Source organism: Candidatus Aegiribacteria sp., from assembly GCA_021108005.1.
GTDB lineage: Bacteria > Fermentibacterota > Fermentibacteria > Fermentibacterales > JCC-6 > Aegiribacteria.
Genome location: JAIORS010000134.1, coordinates 24,175 through 42,431 on the forward strand (window position 1 = coordinate 24,175; position 18,257 = coordinate 42,431).

Annotated in this window: 14 protein-coding genes and 1 pseudogene; 4 read left to right on the forward strand and 11 right to left on the reverse strand. The window is 45.6% G+C overall.

The window, feature by feature from the left end; all coding sequences use genetic code 11:
* Positions 1-10: 10 nt before the first annotated feature.
* Positions 11-706 carry a hypothetical protein gene (locus tag K8S15_07985; protein MCD4775977.1) on the forward strand — a complete coding sequence of 232 codons (696 nt, stop codon included), beginning with the start codon at positions 11-13 and terminating at the stop codon, positions 704-706.
* A gap of 91 nt (positions 707-797) precedes the next feature.
* Here the strand turns inward: K8S15_07985 and K8S15_07990 are convergent, their stop codons facing one another.
* A complete protein-coding gene (locus K8S15_07990) occupies positions 798-2,225 on the reverse strand; it encodes a Do family serine endopeptidase (protein ID MCD4775978.1) in 1,428 nt (475 codons plus the stop codon).
* Between the two features lie 132 nt (positions 2,226-2,357).
* Here K8S15_07990 and K8S15_07995 point away from each other — a divergent pair, with 132 nt between their 5' ends.
* On the forward strand, positions 2,358-3,230 hold the full coding sequence (locus K8S15_07995) for a linear amide C-N hydrolase (GenBank protein MCD4775979.1): 873 nt from the start codon (positions 2,358-2,360) through the stop codon (positions 3,228-3,230).
* Positions 3,231-3,279: 49 nt separating this feature from the next.
* Here K8S15_07995 and K8S15_08000 read toward each other — a convergent pair whose 3' ends face one another.
* From K8S15_08000 to K8S15_08020, 5 genes and pseudogenes are all read right to left on the reverse strand, one after another.
* Positions 3,280-4,836 (reverse strand): hypothetical protein, encoded by a 1,557-nt coding sequence (locus K8S15_08000; GenBank protein ID MCD4775980.1) that lies wholly within the window; start codon positions 4,834-4,836, stop codon positions 3,280-3,282.
* Between the two features lie 144 nt (positions 4,837-4,980).
* Positions 4,981-5,076: pseudogene (locus tag K8S15_08005) on the reverse strand (type II toxin-antitoxin system YoeB family toxin).
* Positions 5,077-5,122: 46 nt separating this feature from the next.
* The gene (locus K8S15_08010; protein ID MCD4775981.1) at positions 5,123-6,253 is read right to left on the reverse strand and encodes a hypothetical protein; all 1,131 of its coding nucleotides are present in this window, start codon (positions 6,251-6,253) and stop codon (positions 5,123-5,125) included.
* A gap of 14 nt (positions 6,254-6,267) precedes the next feature.
* Complete coding sequence (locus tag K8S15_08015; GenBank protein ID MCD4775982.1) at positions 6,268-7,032, reverse strand: ABC transporter permease; 765 nt, start codon at positions 7,030-7,032, stop codon at positions 6,268-6,270.
* Positions 7,029-7,961 (reverse strand): ABC transporter ATP-binding protein, encoded by a 933-nt coding sequence (locus K8S15_08020; GenBank protein ID MCD4775983.1) that lies wholly within the window; start codon positions 7,959-7,961, stop codon positions 7,029-7,031. The genes K8S15_08015 and K8S15_08020 overlap by 4 nt, the downstream gene beginning before the upstream one ends.
* 275 nt (positions 7,962-8,236) lie before the next feature.
* Between K8S15_08020 and K8S15_08025 the strand changes: the two genes are divergently transcribed.
* A complete protein-coding gene (locus K8S15_08025; GenBank protein MCD4775984.1) occupies positions 8,237-9,307 on the forward strand; it encodes a hypothetical protein in 1,071 nt (356 codons plus the stop codon).
* On the opposite strand, the gene K8S15_08030 is transcribed toward K8S15_08025, so the two are convergent.
* Together K8S15_08030 and K8S15_08035 are read right to left on the reverse strand one after the other, a co-directional pair.
* Positions 9,304-10,329: a hypothetical protein gene (locus K8S15_08030; protein ID MCD4775985.1), complete on the reverse strand. Its 1,026-nt coding sequence runs from the start codon at positions 10,327-10,329 to the stop codon at positions 9,304-9,306. The genes K8S15_08025 and K8S15_08030 overlap by 4 nt on opposite strands.
* A 20-nt stretch (positions 10,330-10,349) precedes the next feature.
* Positions 10,350-13,025, reverse strand: a complete 2,676-nt coding sequence (locus tag K8S15_08035) for a TonB-dependent receptor (protein MCD4775986.1) — start codon at positions 13,023-13,025, stop codon at positions 10,350-10,352.
* Between the two features lie 427 nt (positions 13,026-13,452).
* Here K8S15_08035 and K8S15_08040 point away from each other — a divergent pair, with 427 nt between their 5' ends.
* Positions 13,453-15,105, forward strand: coding sequence for a T9SS type A sorting domain-containing protein (locus K8S15_08040; GenBank protein ID MCD4775987.1), 1,653 nt, complete (start codon positions 13,453-13,455; stop codon positions 15,103-15,105).
* A gap of 94 nt (positions 15,106-15,199) precedes the next feature.
* On the opposite strand, the gene K8S15_08045 is transcribed toward K8S15_08040, so the two are convergent.
* From K8S15_08045 to K8S15_08055, 3 genes are all read right to left on the reverse strand, one after another.
* Positions 15,200-16,171, reverse strand: a complete 972-nt coding sequence (locus K8S15_08045; protein MCD4775988.1) for a cyclic nucleotide-binding domain-containing protein — start codon at positions 16,169-16,171, stop codon at positions 15,200-15,202.
* A gap of 144 nt (positions 16,172-16,315) precedes the next feature.
* Entirely contained in the window at positions 16,316-17,719 is a 1,404-nt protein-coding gene (locus K8S15_08050) for an FAD-dependent oxidoreductase (GenBank protein MCD4775989.1), read from the reverse strand.
* Complete coding sequence (locus K8S15_08055) at positions 17,716-18,147, reverse strand: cache domain-containing protein (protein ID MCD4775990.1); 432 nt, start codon at positions 18,145-18,147, stop codon at positions 17,716-17,718. The genes K8S15_08050 and K8S15_08055 overlap by 4 nt, the downstream gene beginning before the upstream one ends.
* Positions 18,148-18,257 lie beyond the last annotated feature (110 nt).

Here is an 18,257-nt window from a genome sequence, read left to right on the forward strand (position 1 = left end):
AGGAGAAATCATGAAAACTGCGATTTTATCTTTAATTGTTATCAGCGCAGCATCGTTTTCAACGGTACTTGTAAGTGACGATTTCAACGATGGCAATGCAGACGGATGGTTCGAATTTCCCACCGGAGCCTCGTACACGGTAGAGGCTGGACGATACTGCTTTACCCACACAGCTCCGGATACGGTCTGGGCCGATTCCTGGATAAGCGACATTGTGGGGGGCATGAGTGTGTCGGATTACTCGTGCAGAGTGAATTTGATGGCAAACGAAGGGGAAATGTTCGGAATAGTCGGGCGAGGAAACTTTACCATGGTTCAAGGATACGGCCTGCTTATAATAATCGATGAAACTGATAAATATCTGGTTATCATAAAAATAGAAGGAATTGCACAGGGGCAGTTACTTGGTGTGATGCCTGTTTCTTTTTCGTATGGACAGGAGTACTGGCTAAGGCTTGAGATGAACGGAAATCTTATCGGCGGGAAATACTGGACAGGTAATGCCGGAGATGAGCCTGTTGTATGGAATCTTACAGTTACAGATAATTCTTATCAGGATCCGGGGGTCTTCGCTTTATTCGGATACGATTCCAATACCGGCGGTTCCGCTTCAATGGATGTTTCCTTTGACGATGTTGAAATAACGGATGAGACAACCCTTGATCTAAAGAGCAGTTCCTGGGCTTTCGTAAAATCTCTTTTCTGATACTGCGTGGAGTTTATATAAATCCGGTACAAATCTGAAGTACATGTACTATTCTTCCGCATATTTCAAAAAGAACCAAGGACTATCCGGATTACAGCATGAAGTAAACAGAATGTCCCTGTCGCCAGATTAGAAGCAGCACATCGTCAGCAGATGAGATCAGTCTACCTACTTCCTCCGGTGTAGTAACTTTAAAACCGTCAACCTCCAGAATGACATCTCCGGGAACAATACCCACGCTGCTGGCCCTGCCGGACTGTCTGACATCAACTACAAGAACGCCTCTAAGAGAAGGATCACCAAGGGCTTCAGCGGTTTCTCTATCCAGCTCTTCAAGAGCCCACCCGAAATCTGATGAGGTTGAAGATGTGGATGATACAACCGTCTCATCGACGGCCCTTTCGCCGAGTACTGCCTGAATGGATACATTTCTTCCATCCCGGAAAATCCCGACCTCGATTTGGCTGCCCGGATCAGCTTCCGCAACCATATTCCGGAACTCGGTTACCGTCCGAAAGCCTTTACCATCGATAGTCAGTATTACATCCCCCCTGCGAATACCGCTGGCGCTCGCCGGTGTATCGCTTAGAACCTGTGATACCAGAATTCCGCCATCACTCTCACGCAATCCGAAATGCTCGGTAAGGCCTGGAGTGAGTTCCTGTATCGTAACGCCAAGCCAACCCCTTCTCACGTATCCATGTGTAATCAGATCTTCCATAACATCTACAGCGACATTAACGGGTATGGCAAATCCAATTCCCTGATAATTGCCGGTTCTCGTGGCGATTGCTGTGTTGATACCAACGAGTCTTCCATCCAGGTCAACAAGGGCTCCTCCGCTGTTACCGGGATTTATGGCGGCATCTGTCTGAATGTAATCTTCGTATGCGGCAAGACCGACATCGGATCTTCCAATGAAACTTACTATTCCCTGTGTTACCGTTTGACTCAGAGCAAAGGGTGATCCTATGGCAAGTACCCACTGCCCAACCTTCAATTCATCGCTGTCACCAATTGTTACTACAGGCAGGTCGGTTGCATCGATCCTGATAACCGCGAGGTCAGTTTCAGGATCGGTTCCCACGAGTTCTCCGGAATATCTTTCTCCGCTCTGCAGGACCACTTCAAATTCGTCCGCCTCACCAACAACATGATGATTTGTAAGAATCATCCCATCGTTTGAAAGGATTACGCCACTGCCAATACCTGTCATGGTATATTCCTGTTCCTGTGGCATCTGAAAAAAATCTTCCCAGGGTTCCGTCATGAACGGACTGGAGAAACCGGGGAATGAGGGCACCCTTGTGATTACAGTGGTCTGCGATGTGATGGTCACAACGCTGGGACCCACCAGTTCCGATATTTCAACAAACATATCGCTAAACATGTGAGGATCGAATACCGCAGTAGAATTCTCGGGAACTGCATCAGCAAATCCAGCTGTAGAAAACACTCCGATAAGTAAAAATGAAAGCAGAAATATCTGCGTAATTCCTTTATAACTGATTGTTTCCATGTTTTTTCCTCCATAATAGAAAGCAAAAATTGCATTTGCTAATTTTCTTGATCTTCAGATATAATATATTTCAAAAATGAGGATTTAGTTCCTCAATCACTCGGCGCACTCTGTAATGAAAAGAGGATAATCATGCGAGTATCTGCTTTCTTAGTTTTTCTGCTTGTTTCAATATCCATCGGCTGCACCGGGTACTCGGTATACGCTGATAAAGTATGGTACGGAATGAATTTCGATTATCCGCCTGAGTCCGATATCAGGTTCTCTGTTTCCGATATTGATGACTTCAGAGTATTTACAATGGAATTCTATGATAACGACATGATGATCTGGATTCCGACTGTCGGCATGAACGAACGCGGTCTCTTCTCATCCCTTCAGTATCAATGTCCCATGATCGAAGGCTCAGCTCAACAGTCAGAGGGGGAACTCTTTCTCTATCAGCTTTTCAACACTGCCATCGATGAATGCGCGTTAGTTGATGAGGTGGAATGTATCATCGATTCGGTGGAGCTTATTAACCTGTACGATTTGACACTGCATGCTCTGATCGCGGACCCGTCGGGAAACGCACTTATTGCTGAGGCGGAAAATGGAGAAAATTTTATCACAAGAATCAATGGGAACTGGATTGTAATGACGAATTTCAAGATCGCGGATTTTGCAAATACTTCGCTGGAGGAAATCGTCGGAGTGGGAGATGAAAGGTACAGGAGAGCCCTTGCGTATATTGAGGAGAACTACAGCTCATTCGATCTGTCAGAAGCGATCGGAACACTCGAAGCCGCTGTTAATAGAGACCCTGTATGGTGCACAAAAGCATCCATGGTATTCGATCCTCTTGAAAGAATGGTGTACATCGTAATAGACGGTGATTTTCAGAGAATATGGAGAGTATCAATTGATGAACAGACCATTATAACCTGGTCAGGTTTCCCAAAGAACAGGTCTGCCCTTGTGCAGGATAACGGAATAACTGTCCAGGAGCTGAGAACATGGGAATAAGTATTGGTTTATTGTAAGGTTCGAATAATGGATGTGAAGTTACACTATCCTAATATAGCTTTCCCAATGCTTCTCTTTTGAACCTTCCTGGTCGGGCAAGTAATCCAAGGGGGAATGGATCCTCTCGATTTTTGTTGTTATCGCTTGCCCATTCCTCTGCAAGTTCCCTTAATTCCTGCGCTGCTATTAGAACAATGTTACGTCCAATATTCTTAGAAGCATATCTTATTGCAACTGCCTCAGATGTATCAGTAAACGCTGGAGCAATAACCAGAAATATGGGTACATGCTTATTAGCATTAGCATTTTCCATGTACGAGTGAAACTGCTTTAAGTGAAAACTCAAATCAACTTCACCAGGAGTTTCCTTGCTTTTGTTATCCCACATGATATACATATCTTTAAAGCTCAATAGCCCATCGGGTTTGTTTGTTCCAGGTTGGTTTAAGGGTGAATGGTTGAGATATTTCTCGAATAGATAATCTGTTGCCTTTTCAAACTTTGATTCAATTTCAATATCTTTATCGATAACACTCTCAGCTCTTAAATGCTGTCTATCTCTATAGGCTAGAGCAGTATAAACATCATACCAGATTTTTCTCTCATCTTCAATGTCTTCAACATTCCTAATCTGCATTGAATCATAATATTCAATAATTCGGGTGATCTGCTGTTCCTTTGACCCCCCTACTGTGAGTCCGATCTCAGCACACCAATTATGTAATTCATCCTTATTGAAGAAGTTAAGAGTTCTGCATGGAGAAACCCTTTCTAAGATTTTACCCTTGAGCTGTGAAAGGTTATCATATGGGCTGAAATCAGCGTTTTCAGATTTTAGAATACTCTGAAGAACAGCCTTTGTTCTGAAAGCTTTATATGCGATCATGATTGTATAACCATCACGCCTCATTTCCTTCTTGAAGAGTTTCTTCATAACCTCTGCAAGCTCTTCAGGAATTAGATCAAAATAGCACCCTCGGTCGTTTCTTATCTGGAACAAAAGCCCCAGTTTTTGCAGAATGTTCCTAGAATCTCTTATTTCAGATCGGCTATGAAGCTCATTATTCGCTTTAGGATACTTTCCAAGCTTCGCTTCAAGTATGCGGTGTTGCCCTTTAGTAATTCCTAATCTGGTTCTCAGTCTTCTAAGGAGATTGGCTTCATCCGGAGATTTAGTATTTCTATGTTCCCAGGCTACACCAAGCACGAAATTATACAATTCAAGACTCTCAAACATATCACTGTTCTTGCTTCCTGCTAGATCAGCAAGCTCTACTTCATTGGATCTATCAACTATGTTCTGTTCCATTGAGACAACTTTTTCTTCAAGTTCATCGGATGGTATTCCGAAACCAAGCTGCTCAGTTAGAATATCTATCAGTATCAGCTTCGATAAGACTCTTGTACAGAGGTTATCAGAAGAGAAGAATGCTTTCTCAATACTGTCTGAGACAGTTTCTTCATGGAGGTATTGTGGCTTAACAGCAAGCAGAGCATCCCGGAGTTCATCCTCTTTTAGATTTCGATAATCAACTACATGAGCACTGGCTATACGCTTAAGAACAGTTGCCGGGTATATATTATTGATTGCCTCATCAAACCTCATTGTTACCTCCAAAGTAAAATATTCATTACTAAGATATAGCTGACAATGGTTATCGTAAATACCATTAAAAAATGCTGATATTTTGTATGTCGACATATAGAACTACTTCAACCAATGTTATTGATCCGAGGCTTTGTTTGATATCTATCGGTGATAGTGAAATCGAGCTTGAAGGAAATCGATACGATCATTTCGAACCAGGTACACGATGCGGTGTTCCCGGGTAAGCCTTCTCGACCAGACTCATTGAATGATGAGTTACTGACTTTGTTCCTGAAAAACCGAATCAGCCCACAGGAACAGCGAACAGGGTTATTGCCAGCAGGATCAGAGCAAGAAAGATCATGCATAATTTCTTGATAACGCTCTTTGAAACGGTAACGGCAACAAAGCACTGAAGCATGTAGTAGAATGCAAAAGCCCTTGAAGCGAGGGCGACTATCTGGAAAGTACTCGCACTCCAGGCCAGGACAATTGAACCTCCGCCCATTATGAGATAGGCGGCTTTATGGCCTATTTTTTTCCTTGTGGCCTCAACCATGTTGCCCTGTCCACCCAGTGTATCGGCAACCGCTGCGCTGAACTGGCTAAGAACGGCAGCGGCGATAAGCGGTACGGGGAGCAGCATGGAAGCCTTCCCGGCAAGGACTATGAGCGAATCATCTCTTACGGGGCCGGTAAGGTAGTGCATTAGCGGAATAGCAACCGCAATGAAAACGATATAGACGGCAGCGGCGATTATCTGCGAAAGTCTGCAGGATTTTATTCTCATTTCCGTGCTGTACACTTCTCCCAGATATCTAGATGTTTCGAAACCCTGAACACATATCAGCGTACCGCCAAGTATAGCCAGCATATGCAGTATGCTGTGACCAGGATATGAGGGAAGTTCAATACCGGGTCCGGAAGAAAGAGAGACGTCATGCAGTCCGAAACCCACAATCATAATAACTATGATCGCCATAGTTACCCAGATGGCCCAGTCTTCAAGCTTCTGAAGCACTTCGAGCCCTTTAATAAAACCTACAATGCATATCAGAAGAATTATTCCGGTGGTCACCAGTCTTTCGTTAAACTGAGTCACCAGGCCAAGGCCGTTCATGAGAAAGGAGCTTAGTATCCGGAGATAAAGGCATACGGAGATGACATATGCGGGTACCAGCGCGATATCTGAGATGCTATCAAGATAGAAGGTGCTTTTACTGGCTTTTCGGGCATCAAGCACAGGTTCAGCGTTGGCTATGTTGAACCTGATCACCCACCCTATGGAATACGCGAGTGCGCAAATGGCGATCATGGCGAACAATGAGAATTTTCCGGTAGCTCCCGCCAGTATAGGTACAATAACCAGAAAGCCGCTGCCGAAGATGGAGGCAAGTGGAGTGGCAGTAGCTTTGAAAAGTTTCGTTTTGCTCATAAGCATCGCCCCAATCAGTACTGGCCCATCTTGTTCAGACTTCGGGCCTTTTTCTCAATAACCTTGAAAATGGACAGACCCAGCGCGAGGTAGACTATACTGTTCCCGACAATGAAGAGATACCACCATAATGGGTAGGCGGCTCCCGAAACAGCGTTATTCCTTATTACCGCCGCTCCGGCAACAAAGGGAAGAAAAGCGTAAGGAGTGATGGGATAAGTGGGCAGCAGCATCAATCCGATAAGTCCGAACGAGAGAATTCCGTTAACCGCTCCGATGCGCTTGTGAATAAGGCTTATACCCCCCAGCATGAAGCTGATCCCCACAAGGGATAGGGTCGATATAAGCACCATTCCATAAAGGAATGGAAGGTTAATGCTCATCCACCTTCCAGTTGTGAACATGGAAAGATACAGCATCGCTGTTATGAAGATGAAATTGAATACGATGTTCGCAACAGCTCTTCCGAAAAATATCTTCTCAGCCCCCATAGGCGAAAGGTATAGCTGCTCCAGGGTTCCTCTCTGGGATTCGGTCAGAACTTCAGTTCCAGTATTCTGAAGAGCGAGCATGGCGCTTACCCACAGTATGTAACCTACCAGCATGCTGTCAAGTGAATCGCCGCTGATACCTGTGCCACCTATGGCTTTAACACCCCAGAACAATCCCATGAAGATAAGAAACATCACAACAAGCATGGCTATCGTGTTGAAGAAATACCTTCGGAGACTCCAGTACATCATTTTCGCTTCTGCTGTAAGGAGATTGATCATTTTCATTGTGTCTTCTCCCTGATGACCTCCAGGAATATCTCTTCAAGGTCGTTCTCTTCCGTTCTGAAATCCTTCAGGTTCACATCTGCTTTTTTCAGTACATCCACCAGAGGAAAAATCTGATTCGCGTTCTCGAGGCTAATCCTGACAGTGCTACCCTCACGGGAAACATCACCAATTGAATCAAGGGAATCGAGTAATGATGTCGATGGTTCCATATCAAGCGTAAGTTTAAAGAACTTCCTGGCAAACTTTTCCTTCAGCGACTCAAGAGTCTCGTGGGAGATTATCTCACCATTTCTGATAATGAGAATTCTGTTGCAGGTGGACTCAACGAAATCCATATTATGGGATGTTATAAGAATTGTCTTCTTCTCATTTTTCACTACTTCGGTGAGCCAGTTCCTGATTGTACGGCTTATTTCCACATCAAGACCAAGTGTAGGTTCATCCAGCAGAAGAATTGCAGGGTCATGAATAAACGCACATGCCATTGCTGATTTCTGCTTCATTCCGGCAGAAAACTCCCGAATCTCTTTGTCTGCATCATCAATAAGACCAAGGTTTTCAAGGAGATAATCCGCACGTTCTTTTACCGCTTTGAATGATAACCCCCTTATCCCGGCAAAGTACGCAAGATTTTCCCGGGGGGAGAGATGCCAGTAAATGTTCCTCGCTCCTTCAAGTATTGCACCTACATCCGCTATGATCCGCTTTCTTTCTTTCTGAATACTCATTTCGTTGACATGGATCTCTCCCGAATCGAATTCGATAAGTCCCAATATGGATTTCATCGTGGTTGTCTTGCCTGACCCATTGGGACCCAGTATTCCGAGGATTTCCCCCTTCTGCACTTCGAACGAGATGTCATTCACCGCAGTGATGTCTTTGTAGGTTTTCACCAGATTCGATACTTGAATACAGCTATCAGACAATTGCTCCTCCTGTAGAAAAGGATAATGAATAACAAATAAGATACTGCATTTTCGCGCAATCGGTGATACTGTTTATAAGCATCTTCTATTGTCTTATTTTCTGCCGCAGTCTCATCAAGTAACGACAATAACAAGATTGACCTGATCCTGTTAAAATCCTGAGGAAGTTAATCAAGCGGATTATGGGTCTCAGTATACTGGTCTCAAGTTCATTTAATCACTATTGTACATGCTGTCAATAAGAACACAGCAACTTCATCCAAATTGTGAGGATTATGTACCGGAAAAGAAGCGGATACAGGATTGCAGGTGGATTGATTCCCGCAGTTATTGCAGTATTTGTAACCCTCACTTCCTGCATTGACGACCCTCCCACCCATCCTGAGATCAACGATTATCAATCATATATCGATTTGGTATGGGAGCTTTACGATCAGAGGTACGTCGGGTTCGACGAAACGGATGTTGACTGGGATGCCATTCACGATAAATACAGCCAGCTTGCGGGAAACTCCAGTTCATTCGAAGAAGCCCAGGCCCTTATAACCGAGATGGTGGGCACGCTTGAGGATAAGAACGCATGGCTCTATGGATGTTCTCATGGAATTATTCCAATATACTCACCTGAAATTGAGGTAAACTACGTTGATTCGGTACTGATGGAACTGCTGGAACCGTGGGATTTCCAATGGGATTCTTCAATGGGCGCCATGTGGGGCCATTGCGTTATCGATACAATACCCTACTTCGCTATAGGGTACTTCGATTATTTCTTCACTTTTACACACTTCAACGATGAAATGGTACAGCATCTCGATGCTCCCGGTATGATAATCGATATAAGAATGAGTGATGGCGTGTCTCTGGTTCCCTCAAAACAGATTGCGAGCGTCTTCGCCGATCAGAACAGAACCGCGTTCCTTACGCAACACAGAACAGGTCCTGAACACGATGACCTGTCACCGCTCCGCACATATCAATTACTGCCACAACCAACGGCTTTCAATAAACCAGTCGTACTCCTTACGGGGGAACAGAACATAGGAGCGGCGGAAGCTTTCGCGTCGGTAATGAATCAGATGTCCCACATAACGATCATTGGAGATACAACGGGCGGCGGTGGAAACATTCCCGGGTTTTTCGATCAGATATACTGGCCTCTATGGGAGGATACACTCATTACCTGCCCATTTGCCAGAGTATTTACCGCCGATACCGTATCAATAGAAGGAAACGGGATACTGCCCGATATTTACGTTCGGACAACACCTGCGGATTTTCTTGCCGGGCACGATCCCGTGCTTGAATACGCTATTGAATGGATAGCTGAGGAAACGGCTCGCTAATCCGATGTAAGAACTATCAGATACTCCCCGTATGAGGGTGCGGCAATATCTCTTGGGAATCCATCGATATTGATAACGGAAGCCACTTCTGGTTCCATGTAATGAAACGGGAATTCAAACACTGTTATCACTGTATTCCCCGAATTGGTTTTGCTCAATACGTAAAGGTTTCCAGCATGACCTGTATTACTGTTGAAGCACATATCTATCGGATGTCCTTCCACATCTATTTTCACGATATCAACAGGCACGACATACCCCTGAACAAAACAGATATAACCATTATCACCAGTCCACTCAGGACAGCTCACAACGTAGACCGAATCCATGTTTATTGGAATAACATTGGAACAGGGCGCTCCGGTATTAACTGTCAAAAGTCTTGCAGTTTCTGACAGGTTCAACCATATGCCGTATATCGATCCTTCATTATTCGAGCAGACCGCTACTATATGACGTCCGCCCGTCCGCTGAATCATTATATCGGCAAGTGGATAACTGGTGTTGCTGGTAAATCCGGTATGATTATTGCTGGTCCATATCTCACCTATACAATCCTCTACGGTATCGATGAAGTAAAGTCTGCCCAGGGTTGAAGATGCACAGATCGCTTCGGGTTTCGACCCTGGTGTGAACTGGTCTTCGACGGAATTGCTGGTAAGATCAACCTCTATGAGTTGAGACCCGGGACCCATGACGTAAAGATTTCCATTATCTGCAATTGCCGCTTCACTGTAGCCTGTTCCGGAGCTTCCTCCAATGCTGTAGGAAGTGTCAACCATCATTTCTTCTGAGTCTATTCTGGATAAGGTTCCATCGGAGCTGAGCAGAATAAGTTTGTTCAATCCGTCGGGAATAATCGTACGCCCCTGAGCAAGCCCCCCCATGGTTCTTTCCACCTTCCAATCTGAGGAACGGATGAATGTAATACATGATTGGTCGTTACTCTGGTATTCCGTTACCTCATGACATCCGAGGGCTGCCATCAGCAGTATTGTAATGGGAATATAGACGAACTTCATTGATGACTCCTTCAAATGACTTAGAAGTATATGTCAAGACTAAGCAGAAAATGCCTTGCAGGTGAATAAGCTCCGGGATTATTCATAATACCGCCTGGCTCTCCTGTACTCTGATAGTAAGCTACATCGTATATCCTGTCCAGGTTGCTTCTGTTGAACATGTTGTAGATTGTGATGCTGGCCCTGAATTCGAGGGGGGTTACCCAGATACGGCGTGACAGTTTTACATCTGTCTGCATAGTCCAGGGGTAGCGTTCGGTGTTAACTCTGGGAATATCAGATGCCCCCGAAGGCGGAGAGTATGGAAAACCGCTTCCGTAGGTACAATCAACGGCCAGCTCGATACCCTCAAGAGGGTAAATACCGTAAACCCGGGGTCCGCTTCCCCGGAGAAGCGCGTAGTTGAAGTGTGCGGAAGCAACATGCCGCTGATCCCAGTCAAGGTAATTGTCCTCCGAAGGTGGGATGGTATCACCCTGTGCAGAATATTCGTACTGGGAAGTAGCCGATGAGTACTTCCCCTGCGCAATCGAGTATGTGTAATTGATGCTTCCCGAAATGTAATCTCCAGGAAGTCTTACAAAATTAATTTCCATCCCTCGAACCGAACCGAAACTTTCATCGTTGCTGTACTGGAAGTAATTTCCGAAACTCTCGCTGTAGTGACTTGATGTTCTGACAAGTCCTGTAATATCCTTGTAGAATCCTGATACGGCCATTGAGGCACGGTTGGTGAAACGATGTCTGAGACCTGCCTCATAACTTATGGTTCGCTGTGCATCAAGATCCGGGTTTCCAACGATAGTGGCAGTTTCAGATGCATTGTAATCGGTTCCAAAGTACATCTGGTTCATATTGGGCATCTGGAAATAGTGCCCGTACGTGCAAAAGAATACATCCCTGTCCGATATTGGATTCGTCATTCCTATCCGCGGGCTTAAATGGTATTTCGCTGATACGGTATGAAGCTTGAAATCATCGTGGGAAAGTATTTCAGCGTTAGGTTCGAAATAATCGAAACGGAGACCAGTATTAAGCACAAGGCCCCCGGAAAAACGGGAAGACAATTCCGCGTACGCGCTTCCGGAATACGGGTACGCTTTCCAGAGGCTGGCGTACGTTGTGAGCCAATTTTCAATGTACGCACTGTAATCGTAAAGATCGTAGTAGCTCGCTCCCAGCCCTGTATTCAATTCCATGACCGAGTTCAGCTTACCCGTAAAATCAAGTTTTGCTGTCGTGACATAATTGCTTGATTCAAGCCAGACATCGGGATGGATACCTGAATGGTAAAATCCCGTTGAATCGGCAACTCTCGGCTCAAGAGCGGTAAAGAATATCCAGTCTGATGGAGAAAATCCCTCGCCGAGATATTCTCCCTCTTCAACTCTGATTCGCTGCCATTGGCAGAAACGGTTCCAGCTGACTATGAAATCCATGAAGGATCTTTCACTGAGCATCTGAGTAAGACCGATCGTAAAACCATAATCCTCTTCGAATCTGATGGGAATTGCGTAATCGGGATTACGAGCCAGGTAGGGTTCCTCATTTATGTATGCCGAATGATCGTAGAGGGACCAGGTCCATTCATCCCACCCGTTCTGCCTGTAGTAATAGTGGCCGTTGACCCACATCTTTGTTCCGCCTGTGGGTCTCCAGGTTAGCTTACCGCTTCCGTTAATAAGATTCTGCCAGTTGTTCTCCCAGTTGCCGCGGCTGTCTTCAAGATCGTAACCGCTCCGCATCCATTCGCATGCGCCGAAGAACCTGACTTCACCCGGCAGATCGATCCCGATAGCTGGAAGAAGGTAACTTGTTATGGGTTCAGGCCCTCCGAATGCAAGTTCGCAGTTAATGCAATCGCTTCGATAGTTATCATTCTCGGAAGGTTCAGAATAATTTCGTGATTCGCTCTCGTAACCGAACACCGACATGTCACCGTGGCGGACGTGGAATTCACCTTCGTATCTGGAACCGCCTTCTTTGCTTACCATATTGACCACGCCGGACATTGCGTTACCGTAACGGGCACTGAGTCCGCCAGTAGTTATTGAAGCCTCAGAAAGCGCGGAAAGCGGGATACCGGAAACAAATGCGTTCGTCACGGGAGAACGCATGGAAACACCATCAAGCAGGAAGGCTACTTCACCGGATCTCCCCCCCCTTATATGGATTTCCCCTCCCTGTGCCGTAATTCCCGGTTGCCGCTGTACGATATCCAGCACCCCGGCAACAGGCATCGTTTCTATCTCCTCGCGATCGATCACATGTATGGTGGATGGTACGTTTTCAAGTATCAGGTTCCTCTGCTCAGTTACCTGGATGACGGTGCCTCCAGAAGAGGATTCCTCAAGAATAAAATCAATCCGGGTGACCTGGTCTGAAACCACGGCAACACCCTCTTTGGTCACGGATCCCATTCCAACCATTCTTGCGGTGACTGAATATGTTCCGGGAGAAAGGCGGGGAATGTAATATTCACCATTGGCGTCAGTCATTGAACCGTAAGGTGTGCCTTCTATCATTACACTTACCCCTACAAGTATATCTCCATTATTACTGCTGGCGAATCCAGCAATTGTGCCGGTAACAGCTGCGGAGGTTGTTCCGCTGACCAGCAGCAGGCAGGATACAACAGCAGTAAGCAGAATCGAACATCCGGGATGATGATTTATTACAGGTGTATTACAATTCATACGATTACCGGTTTTTCAGTGTAGCAGTAACCATAGTTATCCCTTCATGGAATTCCAGAACATATTCAAACGGTCACGAAAACTTACATTACTTGACCCGCGGTGTCCATAGTACGTCTGTTGTGAACGGATTATACAAGTTCCCTGCTAACGCTTACTGCCGTTTCACCTGTTTTGTGCTCCAGTCGATAACCCCTGGTTTCAAATATCCGTTTTGGATTAAGCAGCTTATTCCGCCCATGAACATTCATAATCAATTCAATAATGTAATATTGCCTAAATTATTTCATACCATCATGGTAGGATATATTGACATGTTTGTTGCTTTTATGTAGTGTATAAAATAGATTCAATTCAGAAAGGGGAGGATGAACTTCGAACTGTAATGTAATTAAGTTTCAAATCCAGAACTCAAGAAAGGATATCTATGAAATACATGATACTTTGTTTGCTTTCTTTCAGCCTGCTCTTCGCAGGTACATCTGAAGATCTCGAAATACTCTCGACGGAGAATTCTGGTGGAATAGACTACGTTGCGCCACCGGAACCACTTGACCCTGCAACCCTATCGGATATCAACGACCCCTCTTCAGCATTTGAATACGTTTCCCCCATTGAGAGAGCTACTATCTGGGGATATGAAGGTTCCTCTGTATGGCCCGATTACGACTGGGACAATGACATTATAGTCTATCCCGGTCGCGTTGGTACCGGCCAGGATTTTGATATCGATGAAATCACCGGCGACATCTACGCCATTTTCGATACCAATCACTTCACAGGCGACAGTCTTGTAGTCTACCGCTCACAGGACGGCGGCGCAACCTGGAGCTTCTTCATTTACGGAAGCAATGTTGATGGCAGTATATCTTTTCCGAAGATCCGTGTAGTCAAGGATGGCAGCGGAAATTCATGGGTCGTAATGATGGGTGTCTGGATCGAATCCGGTGACAATGTTCTCTGGACCAGAAGGGTGAGAACCAATGGAACATCAGCAGTCTGGGAGCAGGCGGCCTCTGATGTTTATTACGCTGACATGGATGCAGATGTAGGCAACGGAGCTTACGCTTATATAACCTATGTAGTAGATGAAACAATACAAAGTATTCGGGCTGTAAGGAACGCGATTGGCGGAGCCGGTTGGGTTGACGACGCGAATATTTACGGCAATCCCAGAGTTACTAATCCCCGTCCAGCAGTAGCAGCAGGTGCAGGCGGTAATGTATCAATAGCATTGATTTATGACCCGACAAGTGACGTTCCGGAAATCAGAATCAAGAGAAGTACTGATAATGCTTCAAGCTGGCTCGCTTCAGAAGAGGTAATGGGCTCTGGTAGCTGGGATGATCTTGAGAATGTTGATATCGCTTACAATCATTCTGGCACGCAGGTAGGCTGGATAACGGTTACATTCGAGTTTGGCTCGAATGACAACTTCGGGTACTACCACAGCGCCAACAGCGGTGTGAGCTGGGCATACGGCAGTTTATTCAGCACCGGCAAAGATGAGAGGTTAGGTTCCATCCGAGCACGTAAAACCACCGGAGCTCTTACAGTCGCTTACAATGTGGATCCTGGAGATTCAGTTATGTTTTGCTGGGCAGCGGCTGGTGATCCTACCAATTTCACTATACCCTTAAGAATCAACGATTTCAATGCCACCGGAAACTGGGGCCCATGCGCCGGTTGGAACGGAAGCGGTTATTCGGCAATTCTCTATACTAATTTTACAAGCAACTACAGGCTCATGTACGACTGGTATAGTAATGTTGGAATTGATGACTCACCAGAGGGATCTGTTGAACCCGGCATGATTCGCAATACCCCGAACCCCTTCAGCGCCAGCACGAATATCAGCTTCAATCTCGCGCAGAGCAGTCCTGTTACGATCTCAATCTATAACATTGCCGGACAGCTTGTAAGAACTCTGGCCGATAACCAGAGTTTTAACGGAGGATCAAACTCGGTACTGTGGGACGGCAATAGCTTCAGCGGCACTGCTGTATCTCCCGGTGTGTACTTCTGTCGCCTCAACGCTGATGGCATAAGTCAGACTCATAGAATGATGATGGTAAGATAACTCTTCAGAAATAACCTGAATTGTATCAGGTTACCGCCCGGGGCTAAGCTCCGGGCGGTTTTTCATATCGGACAATTACGAAAACGGGTGCTTTTCAATGGAGAGTTTTTATCCGAAGGGATTTTCGCATTTCACTGAGTAATCTTGAGACCTCCGCTTTTTCCCTCAGTTCTTCATAGGTAAGAAGCCTCAATGTTTTGTTGGCCATGCTGAGCCTCCGCGCCAGAAGACTTCCAAGGCCAAGGTTCAAACTGATTGCCATGTTGGTGTTCTTATCCAGAAGTTCTTGCAGAGTTTCTCTTGAAAACATCAGTATTTCTGCGCTCCCGGAGGCTTTCCCGGTTGTCGTCCTTGGTTTGCCGTCAAGGAATGATCTTTCACCTACAACGTCATTGGCTCCGAAATTGCCCAGGACAAATTCTCCGGAGTTATCATCAACAACGATAACTTTACCCTTCCTTATTATGAAGAGATCCGTTGTTCTTTCTCCCTGTCGGAACAGTATCTGACCATCTCTTGCATAAATCCATTGACACATCTCCGACAGTATGGGGTCATCCGCGGACAACAGTGGTCTTTTATTTCGAGCCCTGATATCGGCCCTCAGCTTTCTGAGTTCATGCTTTTCGCTGAGATCCTGGTCTCCTGAGATAAGATGCCTGAGCGCATCGGCCTTTCTCAGCCTTTCAACAATTAGCCTTTCAAGAAAAAGGAGAAATTTGGTTCCTGGAATGGAGTTCTTTCTGAGGAATGCGACGAAGGGTTTCCGGGAGAGCTTCAATAAGGTTCCTGTTGTGTTCGCGGTAACGCTTGCCGACCGCTCCTCACCCCCCAGGAAGGCCATTTCGCCGAAAACGTCTCCTTCTCCAAGTGATTCCAGGATTCGATTCCCACCTTTATCATCCGTTACAACGAACTGCCCTGATTCGACAATGAAAAGGTCAGTTCCGGAACCGCCCTGCTTGACAAGTACATCCGATTCGCGCACTTCTATGCACTCGAATAGTTCCCTTACACCGCTCTCGGACAGGATATCATCAGTATCAAAAAGACTGTCTTTTTTCATGGAAACCTCTCAACCGTCAATAAATCACAACTATCATGCCAGCCAATGAGCTTAATTACTGCCGTAATTCCGTATCTGTGGTCTTCTTCATCTGTGAAAACAATACCAGTAATTGGCGGGCTATGTCAAATCATCTTAGAACTCTCAGCCGTCAGCCCATGTTTTCCGCGTCCATTCAAACCGCTGCCGCACGCTTCCCCGCCCCAGAAGCTCCAGTGCTGCGTACTCTCCCATTTCCAGGGAGTGATCCATATTGTTGTATCTGAACAATCCCTGGCGACCTGTTGTAACTGAAGATTCCAGAACGTCAAGAGCGTCAAGCACTGTTGATATATTATCGGAGTATTCCAAAGAGTAAACCGGATATGCGTGAGCTTTCCGAGTAAGCATGCTTCCCATAACATCATCCCTCCGGAAAAGCTCAAGCTCAATTCCTCCCGCAATTGCTGATTCAAGCAGATCGCGGTCCCCCGACCAGATATCATCATCCTCCATGCAGGTAAACTCGAACACCATTTGAGAACCGTTTTCAGACAATTCAGCATCAAAGTTCCCGGGTATTGAGATTCGGTTGAACAGGTACTTTTCCTCAGGTATATATATCCAGTGGTCATTCGCCATGATTCCAGTCTTCAGCTGCAGCACAAGAAACACAATCGCCCTGTAATGGAGCTTCTCTGAACAGTTGTGAATGTTCTCAGACAGAGTGTTACCCAACAATTCAACGTATTCAGTTACTGGAATTGTACTCACAATACCATCAACCTTTATATCTTTTCCGCCTGAAGATATGCTGTACCCGCCATCGGTGAGAGGCTGGATGGAATCAGGGCTGGTGGAATAAATGAAATCCGCTCCCCTGGAGAACGCTTTTTCTGCAAGCGCTTCGGATATCCTGCCGATTCCACCCCTCGGGTAGTGAAACTTGCTTACAAGGCTCCTGGCTGAATTTTTCTGTGGAAATACTGTAGCTCTTACCAGATCCGTAAGTTTCGGAACCGATATTCTCTGGCTTGCCCAGTCGGAGGAAAGCTTTTCTGCCGGACAGCCCCAGAGTTTTTCCGTATATGGACCGAAATACAGATCGTATAACTTCTTTCCAAATCTGCTTATTACCCATTCTTTAAAGGATGGTTTTTCTCCCGAAGAAAAAAGGTTCTTCCCTCTTTCCATGAAGTAGCTCATTGTCATACCTGCCGCTTTCAGGAGGGGCATTTTTTTTAGTACATCACCGAAGGAAAGGGGATATATGAAATACCTGTCAAGAAGATGAATTCTGCTTAATCTTTGAAGCTCCAGAAGTTCACCCGGAAGAAGTTTTTCTACCATCTGAAGTATTTCTGAATTCTCAGTATGAAACCGGTGGGGTCCCAGATCAAAGTGGAATCCATTCTGCTGAAATGTATGAGCAAGACCACCAGGATACGCCTCTTTCTCAATTACAACAACGTCCACACCGTTTTCGGAAAGCACATCCGCTGCCCTCAAACCTGTAAGACCTGCTCCCAGAACCGCGACCTTACCCGGTTTTTTAGATATTCCGATCATCTGTTGTTCTCCTTAAGCATGCGATACAAAACTAGTTTTTCTTCTTGAATATAGTATCCAGGTTGACTATCTGGTTCATAATCACCTTCTTTCTCTTCGAGAGGGTAATTCATTCCTCCCCCCACAATCAGATCCTCGCCCTGCGGAGTGGATACTCTGAAGTGACAAGATGATTTCGGAACGGGGTAGAAGCTGCCCGGTTCCCACCATACGTAATGCACCCATGCGTGTGAATTATAAGTATCCTCCAGCGCTTCGATAATCATGTTGAAGATGTTCTTGCCGTCAATGTCCAATATGCTTCGCAGATTCTGCCCCTCTAATTCGAGCATTCCTGCGTGGAAGAGATTGTTGCCGTTCGTATCGTAGATGTAAAGGTATTTATCTTCCGGAGCATCCCGGTAACAGCGCCAGCAGGAAAATGGCAGAAATGAATTACACCTGTTCCTGAGTACACGCGCCTTGACTGTAGCTTATTATATGTTGAAGTTATTATATATGGAGTAAAAGAGAATAAATTTAGAACACGGAAAGCACA